We start from the raw sequence: 11,430 nt of genomic DNA on the forward strand, positions 1-11,430 counted from the left end.
CGCGGCGCGGTGTGCTCACCAGCCTTTTAATGTGGTCGTTGACCTCGCCGCCCCCCACGGGGGGCGGGAGGGGGCCGCGGCGGTGCGGCCCGCGCAGCAGCTGGCCACGGCGCACCTGCGGCTGGGCCGCCCGGGCCCGCTGCCCAGCCCCGAGGAGGCCGCCGCCCACGCGTGGACGGCCGCCGAGCGCCACGTCGCGGCCCAGGGCACCGGCCTCGTGCTCGCCGGCACCGCCGGTGACGTCGCGGCCCGCCTGCGGGAGCTGGTGGACACCACGGGGGCCGACGAGCTGATGGTGGTGACGCAGGTGCACGACCACGCCGAGCGGGAACGCTCCTACGAGCTGCTGGCGCGGGAGTGGAGCGCGCACCCGGGCTGAGCGGACGGGGCGGGCGGGGTGGCCGGGGCGGTTCGACGGGCGGCGGGTCACGGCCGGTGCTTGTCTGAGAACCGCCCGCACCACCCACGCCGACTCGGAGGAACCCGTGGCTGCACCTGGACAGGACGGGCGGACCCCGTCCAGCGGAACCGGCACCGGCACGGCGGGCGGTGACGGTGCCGGCCTGACCGGTGCCGTGGTGGTCGTCGCCCTGGTCTCGGCGATCTCGGGGCTGCTGTACGGCTACGACACCGGCATCATCTCCGGCGCGCTGCTGCAGATCAGCGACGAGTTCACCATCGGCAACGGCTGGGAGCAGGTCATCGCGGCCTCGATCCTGGCCGGTGCCGTGATCGGTGCGCTGGTGTGCAGCCGCCTGAGCGAACGGCGCGGCCGCCGCGGCACCCTGCTGGTCGTCGCGGTCGTGTTCGTGGTGGGCACGATCGGCGCCTCCCTGGCACCGAACCCCGTCACGCTGTCGCTGGCACGCCTGGTGCTCGGCTTCGCCGTCGGCGGCGCCACCCAGACCGCGCCGGTGTACGTGGCCGAGCTGGCGCCCACGAAGTACCGCGGCCGCCTCGTGCTGTGCTTCCAGATCGCCATCGGGGTCGGCATCCTCGTCGCCACGATCGTCGGCGCCAGCCAGAGCGTCGACTGGCGCTGGGCGATCGGTGCGGCCGCGGTCCCCGCGGCGCTCATGCTCGCGCTGATGCTCCGCCTGCCCGAGAGCCCGCGCTGGCTGGTCAAGGCCGAGCAGGTCGACCAGGCGCGCCGATCCCTCGAGCGCGTCCGCCCCCGCGGCGCCGACGTCTCGGGCGAGCTCGACGAGATCGGCGAGCTGGTGGACGCCGAGCGGGAGGCGAGCACCCGCGGCTGGCGGGGGCTGCGGGAGGCGTGGGTGCGCCCGGCGCTGGTCGTCGGGTGCGGTCTGGCGATCTTCACCCAGCTGTCCGGCATCGAGATGATCGTCTACTACTCGCCGACGATCCTCACCGACAACGGGTTCCCCGACAGCACGGCGCTGCGCGTCTCGGTCGCCCTCGGTGCGACGTACCTGGTCACCCAGCTCATCGGGCTGGCGATCATCGACCGGGTGGGCCGGCGGCGGCTGACCCTGCTCACCCTGCCGGGGGCCGCCCTGGCGCTGGTGGTGCTGGGCACCTTCTTCGTCACGGGCAACGACGGCCCGGAGCAGGTGCCGTACATCGTCGCCACGCTGGTGGCGTTCATGGCCTTCACCGCGGGCGGCATCCAGCTGATGGGCTGGCTCACCGGCTCGGAGATCTACCCGCTGGCCACCCGCTCGGCGGGCGCCGCGGCGCAGTCGGCCTCGCTGTGGGGCACGAACCTGCTCATCACCCTGACCCTGCTGAGCATCATCGACACGATCGGCACCGGGCAGACGTTCTGGCTGTACGCGGCGTTCAACGTCGTCGCGTTCGTCTTCCTGTACCGGAGGATGCCCGAGCTCACCGGCCGCAGCCTGGAGCAGATCGAGGGGCGGCTGTCGCAGGGCCGCTTCCGGCCCGCCGACTTCGCCGAGCCCCGCCCGGAGGGCGTCGCGGCCCGCTGACCGATGATGGGCCGGTGACCCCCCGCCCCGACGCCGCCGAGGCGGACGACACGCCGCGTTCCTACAAGCTGCGCCGCGGCCGCACGGGCCCGGCCCGGCTGAAGGCCCTGGCGGAGCACCGGGCCCGGTTCGCCGTGCCCGACGGGGACGGCCCGCTGGACCTGCCCGCGCTGTTCGGGACCACGGCCCCGGTCGTGCTGGAGATCGGGTTCGGCACGGGCGGCACCACCCTGGCCATGGCCGAGGCCGACCCCGCCACGTGCGTCCTGGCCGCCGACGTGCACACCCCCGGGGTCGCCGCGCTGGTGGCCGGCCTGCACGAGCGGGGCCTGGGCAACGTGCGGGTGCTCGAGGGCGACGGCCGCCTGCTCCTGCGGCAGCGGATCGCCCCGGGCACCCTGGCCGGGGTGCGGGTCTACTTCCCCGACCCCTGGCCCAAGGCCCGCCACCACAAGCGCCGCCTGCTCGACGCCGCCTTCGCGGCGCTGGTGGCCGACCGGCTGGCCCCCGGCGGGGTGCTGCACTGCGCCACCGACTGGGAGCCCTACGCGCAGCAGGTCGCCGCCGTGCTGGCCGCCGAGCCCGGGCTGGTGCTGGAGGAGGTCCTGCACGAGCGGCCGCACTGGCGCCCGACCACCCGCTTCGAGGCGCGGGGCCTGGCCCGGGGGCACGTGGTGACCGACCTGCTGGCCCGGCGCCCCGGCACACCCGACCGGCCCACCCCGGATCAGCCCGCGAGCCGCTGACGCGGCGGCAGCGCGTGCAGGCGCACGTCGTGCAGCCGCCCGTGGGCGGCGGTCAGCGTCACGTACGTGCACGCCGGCTGCCGGCGCCGGTCCGTCGGCGACCCGGGGTTCAGCAGCCGCACGCCCGCCGGCGTCGTGGTGTCCCACGGCACGTGGGAGTGGCCGAAGACCAGCACGTCCAGCTCCCCCGCCCACCGGGCGTCGCAGCGCCGCTCCCGGCCGGCCGCCGCACCCGTCTCGTGCACCACGCCGAAGCGCAGCCCGCCGCAGGTGAACGCGGCGAACTCCCCCAGGTGCCGACGCACGTCGGCGCCGTCGTTGTTGCCGGCGACGCCCACCAGCCGGCGGGAGCGCTCGCGCAGCGCCAGGACGGTGGCCTCGTCGACCCAGTCGCCGGCGTGCACGACGACGTCCGCGGCGTCCACCGCGGCCCGCACCTGCTCCGGCAGCTCCTTCGCCCGCCGGGGCAGGTGGGTGTCCGCCAGCAGCAGCAGCCGCTGCGGGTGCTGCTGGGGGTGCTGCTGGGGGTGCTCGGCGGGCACGGGTGCGCGGCTCAGTCGTGCGAGCCCAGCTGGCGCACCCGCACCGTCTCCGGCAGCTCGCGCAGCCGGCGGCCCACGTCCTCCGAGGCCGCGGCGGCGATGTCGGTGACCACGTAGCCCAGGTCGCCGCGGGTGGACAGCTGCTGGCCCTCGATGTTCACGCCCTCGTCGGCGAGGATCCGGTTGATCGCCGCCAGCACCCCCGGCACGTTGCGGTGCAGGTGCGCCAGGCGCACCGTGCCCGGGGTGGTCTCCGTCGCCAGCGGCGGCATGTTCACGCTCAGGGTCGTGGAGCCGTGCAGGGCGTAGTCGCGCAGCTTGGCGGCGACGAACCGGCCGATGTCCTCCTGCGCCTCCTCCGTCGAGCCGCCCACGTGCGGGGTGAGGATGACGTTGTCCAGGCCGCGCAGCTCCGACTCGAACGCCTCCCCGCGGCTCTTGGGCTCCTGCGGGAAGACGTCCACCGCTGCACCGGCGATGTGCCCGGACTCGATGTGCCGGCGCAGCGCGACGTGGTCCACCACGAAGCCGCGCGAGAGGTTCAGGAAGATCGACCCCGGGCGCATGCGGGCGAACTCGGCCTCGCCGAAGAACCCGCTGTTGCTGCTGCGCCCGTCCACGTGCAGGGTCACCACGTCGGCGACCTCGAGGACCTCGTGCAGGCTGCCGCAGCGGCGCGCGTTGCCCAGCGCGAGGCGGTCGGCGGTGTCGTAGAAGAACACGCTCAGGCCCAGCGCCTCGGCCACCACCGACAGCTGCGAGCCGATGTTGCCGTAGCCGACGATGCCCAGGCGGCGCCCGCGCACCTCGTGGGCGCCGGTGGCCGACTTGTCCCACACGCCGGCGTGCATGAGGCGGTCCTTGACCGTCAGCCGCCGCGTCAGCGCGATGATCTCCGCCAGGGCCAGCTCCACGACGCTGCGCGTGTTGCTGTAGGGGGCGTTGAAGACGGCGACCCCGTGGGCCGCCGCGGCGAACAGGTCGATCTGGTTGGTGCCGATGCAGAAGGCGCCGATCGCCCGCAGGTCCGGGGCGTTCTCCAGGACCTTCTCGGTGACGTGCGTGGTGGAGCGGATGCCCAGCAGGGAGATCCCCTGCAGGCGCTCGACGAGCTCGGCCTCGTCCAGGGCGCCGGAGACCGTCTCCACCTCCCACCCGGCCTCGGACAGCAGGGTCCGCGCGTCCGCGTGGATGTTCTCCAGCAGCAGCGCACGGGGGGCGGGACGCAGGGCGGGCACGGTTCCTCCAGCGGTCAGGAGCGGTGGGACCGCCTAGTCTGTCGCACCCGCCGCACCCGCCGCACCGGCCGGACCACCCTCGGCGGCCGCGCGCGCGACCGCCCGCTGCACCGGCTCCTCGCCACCGACGAGCTCCAGCACCCGCCCGCCGGGCGGCGCGGGCACCTGCAGCAGCGCCGCGCACACGGCGGCCACGTCCGCGCGCGGCACGCTGCCGCGCTCGACGGAGCGCTCCAGGCGCACCCGCCCGGTGGGCTCGGCGTCCGTCAGGCCGCCGGGGCGCAGCACCGTGACCCGCGGCCCGGCGGGGTCCGCGGCCCGGGCCAGCAGCTCCTCCTCGGCGGCCAGCTTGGCGCGCAGGTAGGCGACGAACACCTCGTCCACCCCGTCCGGGACCGCGCCGCCGCGCACGGCGTCCACGCCGAAGGACGACACCAGCAGGTAGTCGCGCGCGCCGGCCAGCGCGGCGGCGTCGGCCAGCAGGACCGCGGCGGCCCGGTCGACGGTGTCCTTGCGGGCGGCGCCGCTGCCCGGTCCGGCGCCCGCGGCGAAGACGACCGCGTCCGCGCCGCGCACCGCCTCGGCCACCTCCTGCGCGCCGGCGGACTCCAGGTCCACCACCACCGCGCGGGCGCCGTCGGCGGTGACGTCCGCGACGTGGTCGGGGTTGCGGACCAGCCCCGTCACCCGGTCCCCGCGGGCGGCGAGCAGGCGGGTGAGGTGGCGGGCGACCTGGCCGTGGGCTCCTGCGATGGCGACGTGCACGGCGCCGACGCTAGGGCGCTGCGCCCGCGGGCGCACCCGCACGCCGTTCGGGCACACTCGCCGCGTGCCGGAGACCACACCCGCCACCGCGGCACCCACCGCCCCGGCGCCCACCACCTCGGTGCGCGCCGCGCTGCGGCTGCTGGCGGGAGCGCCCTCCGAGGCCGTGCTGGCCGTGGCCGTGGCGCGCCGCCCTGGCGTGCGGGTCCTGACCGAGACGCTGCGCGTGGACGGCCCGGACGGCGTGGTGCCGGTGCACCCGCTGCAGGCCGCGTCGGGGGCGCTGCTGCACCGCTTCACCGCCCCCGCCGGCCCGGTCCGCGTGGAGTACGCCGCCACCGCCCGCGCCGAGCACCGGGCGCCGCACCGGCTGGCGGAGCTGGAGCGGTGGGAGGCGACCCGCCCCAGCCGCTACTGCCCCTCCGACCGCCTGGGCACCCTGGCCGCGCGGGAGTTCGGCGACGTGCCGCGCGGGCAGCTGCCGGCGGCCGTGGCGGCCTGGGTGCACGCCCAGCTGGAGTACGTCCCCGGTTCCAGCGGCCCCACCGACACGGCCCTGGACACCCTGCTGGCCCGGCGGGGCGTGTGCCGCGACCACGCGCACGTCACCGCGGCGCTCCTGCGCGCGCTGGACGTGCCGGCACGGGTGTGCTCCGCGTACGCGCCGGGCCTTCTCCCCATGGACTTCCACGTCGTGGTGGAGGCGGCCCCGGGCGGGACGTGGGAGGTCGTCGACGCCACCCGCCTGGCCCCGCGCGCCACGCTGCTGCGCATCGCCACCGGTCGGGACGCGGCCGACACGGCGTTCCTGACCACCTCAGGACCGGTGCGGCTGGAGGCGGTCCAGGTGCTGGCCGCCGTCGACGGCGACCTGCCCGGCGACCACCACGGGCCGGGCGCGGTCCTGCCCTGAGGACCGCACCCGGCACCGCTCACAGCTCCTCGTCCGCCAGGGTGAGGGCGTCCGGGCGCGCCTCCAGGCGCTCCTCGGGGATCGGCTTGCCGGAGACCACCGAGAGGCCGTACGTGCCGTCCTCGATGCGCCGCAGCGCGTCCTCCACACCGGCCAGGCGGGTGCGCGCGGCCTCCACGAAGGCGTCCTGCTCCGCCGCCTGCTGCTCGTGCGCGCCCTCGTCGCCGAAGTCGTGCCCGCCCGTGGGCAGGTCGGCGGTGACGCCGGCCTCCATGCGCGAGGTGACGCCCTCGATCGTCTCCTGCAGCTCGCGCCGCAACTCGAGCAGCCGTTCGCGCGCGACCTGCGTGTCCATCGTCGTCCGTCCCTCCGTCGTGCCTGCCGGTCCCGCCGGCGGCGGGACCTCGTCCGGGCACGTGTCTACCCCGCCGCGCGCCGCGCGGCACGGCGGGGAGACGCTGGGGGCGTGAACGCCCGAGAGATCCGCCTGGCCCGCCGCCCGCAGGGCGAACCCGTCCCCGACGACTTCGAGCTCGCCGAGGTCGAGCTGCCCGCGCCCGGCGAGGGGCAGCTGCTGGTGCGCACCCTCGTGATGTCCGTGGACCCCTACATGCGCCCGCGCATGGACGACGTGCCCAGCTACGTGCCGCCGTACCGGCTGGGGCAGGCGCTGGACGGTGCCGCCGTCGGCGTCGTGGAGGACTCGCGCGCCGGCGGCTTCGCGCCGGGCGACCTCGTGCTGCACGGCCTGGGCTGGCGCACGCACGCCGTCCTGCCCGCCGCGCAGGTGCGCCGCCTGGAGCTGCCGGAGGGCGTGGGCGAGACCGCGGCGCTCGGCCCGCTGGGCATGGTCGGGTTCACCGCCTGGGCCGGGCTGTTCGACGTGGCCGCGATGCGCGAGGGCGACACGGTGTTCGTCTCGGCCGCCGCCGGCGCCGTCGGCAGCCTGGTGGGGCAGTTCGCGAGGCTGCGCGGCGCCCGGCGCGTCGTCGGCAGCGCCGGCGGCCCGGTCAAGGCCCGCCACCTCACCGACGACCTGGGCTTCGACGCCGGCATCGACTACCGGGCCAGGCCCGTGCTGGAGTCCCTCGCCGAGGCCGCGCCCGACGGCGTCGACGTGTACTTCGACAACGTCGGCGGCGACCACCTGGAGGCCGCCATCGCCGCGGCCAACGACTTCGCCCGCTTCGCCCTGTGCGGCAGCGTGTCCGCCTACAACTCCCCCCGCGACCTCGCGAACGCCCCGGCCGGCCCCCGCAACCTGTTCTCCGTGGTCGGCAAGCGGCTGCGGCTGCAGGGCTTCATCGTCGGCGACCACGCCGAGCGGCGGGCCGAGTTCGAGCGCGAGGTCGGCGGCTGGCTCGCGCAGGGGCGCGTCGTCTTCCGCGAGACCGTCCGCGAGGGGCTGCAGGAGGCGCCCGGCGCCCTGGTCGGCCTGCTGCGCGGGGAGAACACCGGCAAGATGCTCGTCCGGCTCTCCGAGCGCTGAGCCGCCCGCGCGTCCGGTGGCGGGGCGCCCCGGCGCCCGCCACCTCGCGCTCGCGGTGCCCCGGGGCCATGCTGGTGCGGTGATCTCCGTCGATCTCGCGCTGCAGCTGAAGACCGCCGGGCTGGAGTGGCACCCGGTGTCCGGGGACAGGTTCTTCATCCCCGACCGGGACATGGACGAGGACGTGTTCACCCTCAGCGACATGACCGTCGAGGTGCACGACCACCCCACCGGCCGCGTCATCGGCTTCAACGGCACCACCGAGTGGGCGCTGGACGCCGTCGACCAGCCGGAGGCCTGCTGGCTGCCCGCCGAGCACCAGTTGCGCGAGCTGCTGGGCGAGCGGTTCACCCGCCTGGAGCGCCGGGACGTCGGCGACGGCGTCGTGCACCGGGTGCTGCTGCTCGATGAGCGCGGCGCCGACGCCTTCGAGGCGGCCGACCCCGCGGACGCCTACGCGCGGGCGCTGCTGCACCACCTGTCCGGGGCGCCCGGCGGCAGCAGCGGCACCACCGGCTCCAGGACCGCGGCGACGTGAGCGCCGGCGCGGCTCACTCCGCGCCCGGGTCCTCCTCCTGCCCCGCCAGGAACCGCTCGAACTGCGCACCGAGCTCCTCCGCGGAGGGCAGGTAGGCGCTGGCAGCTCCCGTCCCGCGGCCCTCGTCGCCCTGGGCGTCGTACTGCTCCTCCAGCGCCAGCACCACCGCCGCGGCCTCCGGGGAGTCCGCGACCTGGGCGTCGACCTCCACGCGGGTGGCCGAGGCCGCCTCCAGCAGGCTGTCCACCGGCAGCGCCAGGCCCGTCTCACCGGCCAGGGTGCGCACCAGCACCGCGGCCGCGTCGGGGTAGTCGTTGGCCGCCAGGTAGTGCGGCACGTGCGCCAGGACCGACAGCACGTCCCGGCCCGCCTGCGCCCCGCGCAGGTGCAGCAGAGCGGCGGCGTGACCGGGGACCTTCGCCTGCACGTCCCAGGTGCGGTACCCCTCCAGCAGCTCGGGGCGGCTGGCGCTGGCGGTCACCCCGCTGGGGCGGGTGTGCGGCACGGCGGTGGGAGCGGCGCTGAGCACGATCGTGCGGTGCACGCCCAGCCGGTCCGCGAGCTGCCACACGGCGCGGGCGAAGCGCTCCCACTGCACGTCCGGCTCCGGGCCGGTCAGCAGCAGCAGCGCCGAGCCCTCGACGTCGCGCAGCAGCTCCAGCTGCAGCGCCGGCGCCTCGTACTCCTCCCACCGGTCCCCGGCGAAGGTCATCAGCGGACGGCGGGCGCGGTAGTCGTGCAGCTGGTCCACGTCGAAGGTGGCGACCAGCTCGTGCTCGCACACCTCGCGCAGGTGCTCCACGGCCAGCCGCACGCCACCCCCGGCGTCCACGAAGCCCGACAGCGCCACGACGAGGTGCGGCTCGACCAGCACCGGCGGCGTGCCCTCGAGGTTGTACAGCGACCCAGGATCCAGCATGGGGCCATTCTCGCCCGCGCGGGCGCGCGGCGCCGACGGAGCACGGGGCGCGGGGGCGGCTCAGCCCCGGGCGACCGCCGTGGCCGGCTCGCCCGCCGAGCGCTCCAGGGCGGCGCTGCGCTCGGCGCGCAGCTGCTCGATGGCCGCCTCGAAGTCGGCGAGGGAGTCGAACGCCTGGTAGACGGACGCGAAGCGCAGGTAGGCCACCTCGTCCAGCTCCCGCAGGAACGGCAGGGTGGCCAGGCCCACCTGGTGGGCGTCGATCTCCGCGGCGCCCTGGGCGCGCACGGCCTCCTCCACGCGGTGCGCCAGCAGCGCGATGTCGTCCTCGCTGACCGGGCGGCCCTGGCACGCCTTGCGGACACCGGTGGAGATCTTGGCGCGGCTGAACGGCTCGGTGGCGCCGGAGCGCTTGACCACCGACAGGCTCGCGGTCTCCAGCGTCGTGAAGCGCTTGGAGCAGTTCGGGCACTGGCGACGGCGGCGGATGCTGCTGCCGTCCTCCGTCGTCCGCGAATCGACCACGCGCGAATCTGCGTGCCGGCAGAACGGGCAGTGCACCCCTGGTTCCTCCCACGCGGCGTCCCGGCCGCCCGCGCAGCGCCCGGCCCCGGTGGCCGCGGCGGTACCCGGGGGCGGCCCGGGGTCCTGATCGTGGGGTGACGGTACGTCGCCGGCGATGGCGGCGGCAAGCCGCGCGGCACGGCTGTGGACGCCGGCGGCGGCGCGCCCGCCGGACGGCCGGGACGCGGTCGTGGTCAGTCCAGCTCGGGGAGGGTGAGGCGCTGGCCGGCCCGCAGGGCCTGCGAGGCCAGGCCGTTGACCTCCGCGATGGCGGCGGCGACCTCCCGCCAGTCCTCCCCCGGCGCCAGCTCGGCGGCGATCTGCGACAGGGTCTGCCCCGGCAGGACCGTGACGACGTGCGGCGCCGCGCCCGCCGCCCCGCCGGCCGCGGCCGGCTCGCCCGCCGCCGCGGACACCGCCAGCACCACCCCCGCGAGCACGCCGGCCGCCGTGCACGTGGCGCTCAGCCGCCCGCGGCGGGTCAGCCGCAGGGGGCGGCGTCCCGGACCGCGCCGCGCGGCGGGACGAGCGGAGCGGGCGCGCCGCGCCGCGGGGGCGCAGCGGGCGACGGGGGCCGGGCGCGACTCGCGGGACCGGCAGGCGGCGGGGAACAGGGCGAGGGCGGTGCTGCTCACGGGTGAGGACCTCCGGCTCGGGAGCCGGGTCGAACGGGTGTTCGAACCGGCGTCGATGTTGTACCACCGAGGTGCCGGTGGCGCGCAAGCCCCGCCGCGAGCCGGCGACGCGCTCGCCCGGGGTGCTCCCGCACCGTGCCACCCGCCTCCGACACGTTCGAACACCTGTTTGAGCTCACGGCCGCGCACGGGTAGCGTGATCGCAGCCGCGCGCCCGCGGCGGCCGGGGACGACGGGGAGTCGACGTGACGGACGTGCTGGACGGGGACGACCGCGGCCGGGCCGGGGCACCGGTGCACCCGCTGCCCGACGGCCCGCCGGACCGCGCGGGGCTGACCACCCGCCAGCGCAGGGTCCTGGAGACGATCCGCGAGGCGGTCGAGCGCCGCGGCTACCCGCCGAGCATGCGCGAGATCGGCCAGGCGGTCGGCCTGACCAGCCCGAGCAGCGTCGCCCACCAGGTCAAGACCCTCGAGCGCCTCGGCTACCTGCGCAAGGACCCCCGGCGCCCGCGCACGCTGGAGGTCGTGACCCCCGGCCCCGCCCACGGCGTCCTGACCGGTGACGAGACCACCGCGGCCGACGAGCGCCCCGCCGTCGCGTACGTGCCCCTGGTGGGCCGCATCGCCGCCGGCGGCCCCATCCTCGCCGAGCAGCTCGTCGAGGAGGTCTTCCCCCTGCCGGCGCAGCTCGTGGGCACCGGCGAGCACTTCATGCTGCGCGTGGTCGGCGACTCGATGGTGGACGCGGCGATCTGCGACGGCGACTGGGTGGTGGTCCGCCAGCAGCCCACCGCGGAGAACGGCGACGTCGTGGCCGCGATGATCGACGGGGAGGCCACCGTCAAGGTGCTGCAACGGCGGGACGGGCACGTGAAGCTGCTGCCCCGCAACGACCTCTACGAGCCGATCGACGGCGACGAGGCCGTGGTGCTGGGTCGCGTGACCGCGGTGCTGCGCAGCCTCTGAGACCGGTGCGGCGCGCGGCCGGGCGGGGCTGCCGCGCTAGCTGTACTCGGCCATGAGGTTGGTGACACGCCGGGTGGGTGCTTGATCGAAGAAGGCCCCTTGGTGCTGGGTGGAGGTGTCTGACGCCGTCCGCCCAACGACCGAGAGGCCTTCATGTCCCA

The 11,430-nt window shown here is 76.4% G+C and carries 14 protein-coding genes; 7 read left to right on the forward strand and 7 right to left on the reverse strand.

All coding sequences use genetic code 11. The features are described from left to right. The first annotated feature begins 31 nt into the window (after positions 1-31). The 3 genes from ACRYM0_RS18615 to trmB all read left to right on the forward strand — a co-directional run bounded on the left by ACRYM0_RS18615 (position 32) and on the right by trmB (position 2,698). Positions 32-379, forward strand: a complete 348-nt coding sequence (locus ACRYM0_RS18615; RefSeq protein WP_432507336.1) for an LLM class oxidoreductase — start codon at positions 32-34, stop codon at positions 377-379. A 196-nt stretch (positions 380-575) separates the two neighbouring features. Continuing rightward, positions 576-1,952 (forward strand): sugar porter family MFS transporter, encoded by a 1,377-nt coding sequence (locus tag ACRYM0_RS18620; RefSeq protein WP_432507348.1) that lies wholly within the window; start codon positions 576-578, stop codon positions 1,950-1,952. Positions 1,953-1,966: 14 nt separating this feature from the next. Continuing rightward, positions 1,967-2,698, forward strand: a complete 732-nt coding sequence (gene trmB, locus ACRYM0_RS18625) for a tRNA (guanosine(46)-N7)-methyltransferase TrmB (protein ID WP_432507337.1) — start codon at positions 1,967-1,969, stop codon at positions 2,696-2,698. Here trmB and ACRYM0_RS18630 read toward each other — a convergent pair. Genes ACRYM0_RS18630 through ACRYM0_RS18640 form a run of 3 tightly spaced genes read right to left on the reverse strand, consistent with a single transcriptional unit; the run spans position 2,680 to position 5,243 of the window. After that, the gene (locus tag ACRYM0_RS18630) at positions 2,680-3,240 is read right to left on the reverse strand and encodes a metallophosphoesterase family protein (protein WP_432507338.1); all 561 of its coding nucleotides are present in this window, start codon (positions 3,238-3,240) and stop codon (positions 2,680-2,682) included. The genes trmB and ACRYM0_RS18630 overlap by 19 nt on opposite strands. Positions 3,241-3,251: 11 nt before the next feature. Next, complete coding sequence (serA, locus tag ACRYM0_RS18635; RefSeq protein WP_432507339.1) at positions 3,252-4,478, reverse strand: phosphoglycerate dehydrogenase; 1,227 nt, start codon at positions 4,476-4,478, stop codon at positions 3,252-3,254. Positions 4,479-4,511: 33 nt separating this feature from the next. Then, positions 4,512-5,243 (reverse strand): NAD(P)H-binding protein, encoded by a 732-nt coding sequence (locus ACRYM0_RS18640; protein WP_432507340.1) that lies wholly within the window; start codon positions 5,241-5,243, stop codon positions 4,512-4,514. A gap of 64 nt (positions 5,244-5,307) precedes the next feature. Here ACRYM0_RS18640 and ACRYM0_RS18645 point away from each other — a divergent pair, with 64 nt between their 5' ends. Next, entirely contained in the window at positions 5,308-6,156 is an 849-nt protein-coding gene (locus ACRYM0_RS18645) for a transglutaminase-like domain-containing protein (protein WP_432507341.1), read from the forward strand. Positions 6,157-6,175: 19 nt separating this feature from the next. Here the strand turns inward: ACRYM0_RS18645 and ACRYM0_RS18650 are convergent, their stop codons facing one another. Beyond that, positions 6,176-6,511, reverse strand: a complete 336-nt coding sequence (locus tag ACRYM0_RS18650; protein WP_432507342.1) for a TraR/DksA family transcriptional regulator — start codon at positions 6,509-6,511, stop codon at positions 6,176-6,178. 111 nt (positions 6,512-6,622) lie between these two features. Here ACRYM0_RS18650 and ACRYM0_RS18655 point away from each other — a divergent pair, with 111 nt between their 5' ends. Next, positions 6,623-7,645, forward strand: a complete 1,023-nt coding sequence (locus ACRYM0_RS18655) for an NADP-dependent oxidoreductase (RefSeq protein WP_432507343.1) — start codon at positions 6,623-6,625, stop codon at positions 7,643-7,645. A gap of 79 nt (positions 7,646-7,724) precedes the next feature. Then, entirely contained in the window at positions 7,725-8,183 is a 459-nt protein-coding gene (locus tag ACRYM0_RS18660) for a pilus assembly protein CpaE (protein WP_432507344.1), read from the forward strand. Positions 8,184-8,196: 13 nt separating this feature from the next. Here ACRYM0_RS18660 and ACRYM0_RS18665 read toward each other — a convergent pair whose 3' ends face one another. From ACRYM0_RS18665 to ACRYM0_RS18675, 3 genes are all read right to left on the reverse strand, one after another. After that, the gene (locus ACRYM0_RS18665) at positions 8,197-9,102 is read right to left on the reverse strand and encodes a proteasome assembly chaperone family protein (RefSeq protein ID WP_432507345.1); all 906 of its coding nucleotides are present in this window, start codon (positions 9,100-9,102) and stop codon (positions 8,197-8,199) included. Positions 9,103-9,162: 60 nt separating this feature from the next. Further along, the gene (gene nrdR / locus ACRYM0_RS18670) at positions 9,163-9,663 is read right to left on the reverse strand and encodes a transcriptional regulator NrdR (protein ID WP_432507346.1); all 501 of its coding nucleotides are present in this window, start codon (positions 9,661-9,663) and stop codon (positions 9,163-9,165) included. 197 nt (positions 9,664-9,860) lie between these two features. Continuing rightward, positions 9,861-10,301 (reverse strand): LysM peptidoglycan-binding domain-containing protein, encoded by a 441-nt coding sequence (locus tag ACRYM0_RS18675; protein ID WP_432507347.1) that lies wholly within the window; start codon positions 10,299-10,301, stop codon positions 9,861-9,863. A gap of 293 nt (positions 10,302-10,594) precedes the next feature. Between ACRYM0_RS18675 and lexA the strand changes: the two genes are divergently transcribed. Continuing rightward, complete coding sequence (gene lexA, locus ACRYM0_RS18680; protein ID WP_432507349.1) at positions 10,595-11,269, forward strand: transcriptional repressor LexA; 675 nt, start codon at positions 10,595-10,597, stop codon at positions 11,267-11,269. Positions 11,270-11,430 lie beyond the last annotated feature (161 nt).

Source organism: Kineococcus arenarius subsp. arenarius (assembly GCF_050871845.1).
Lineage (GTDB): Bacteria > Actinomycetota > Actinomycetes > Actinomycetales > Kineococcaceae > Kineococcus.

Coding starts and splice junctions, on each gene's coding strand:
- ACRYM0_RS18650 (WP_432507342.1), bottom strand. CDS start 6,511: ATGGACACGCAGGTCGCGCGCGAACGGCTGCTCGAGTTGCGGCGCGAG.
- ACRYM0_RS18665 (WP_432507345.1), bottom strand. CDS start 9,102: ATGCTGGATCCTGGGTCGCTGTACAACCTCGAGGGCACGCCGCCGGTG.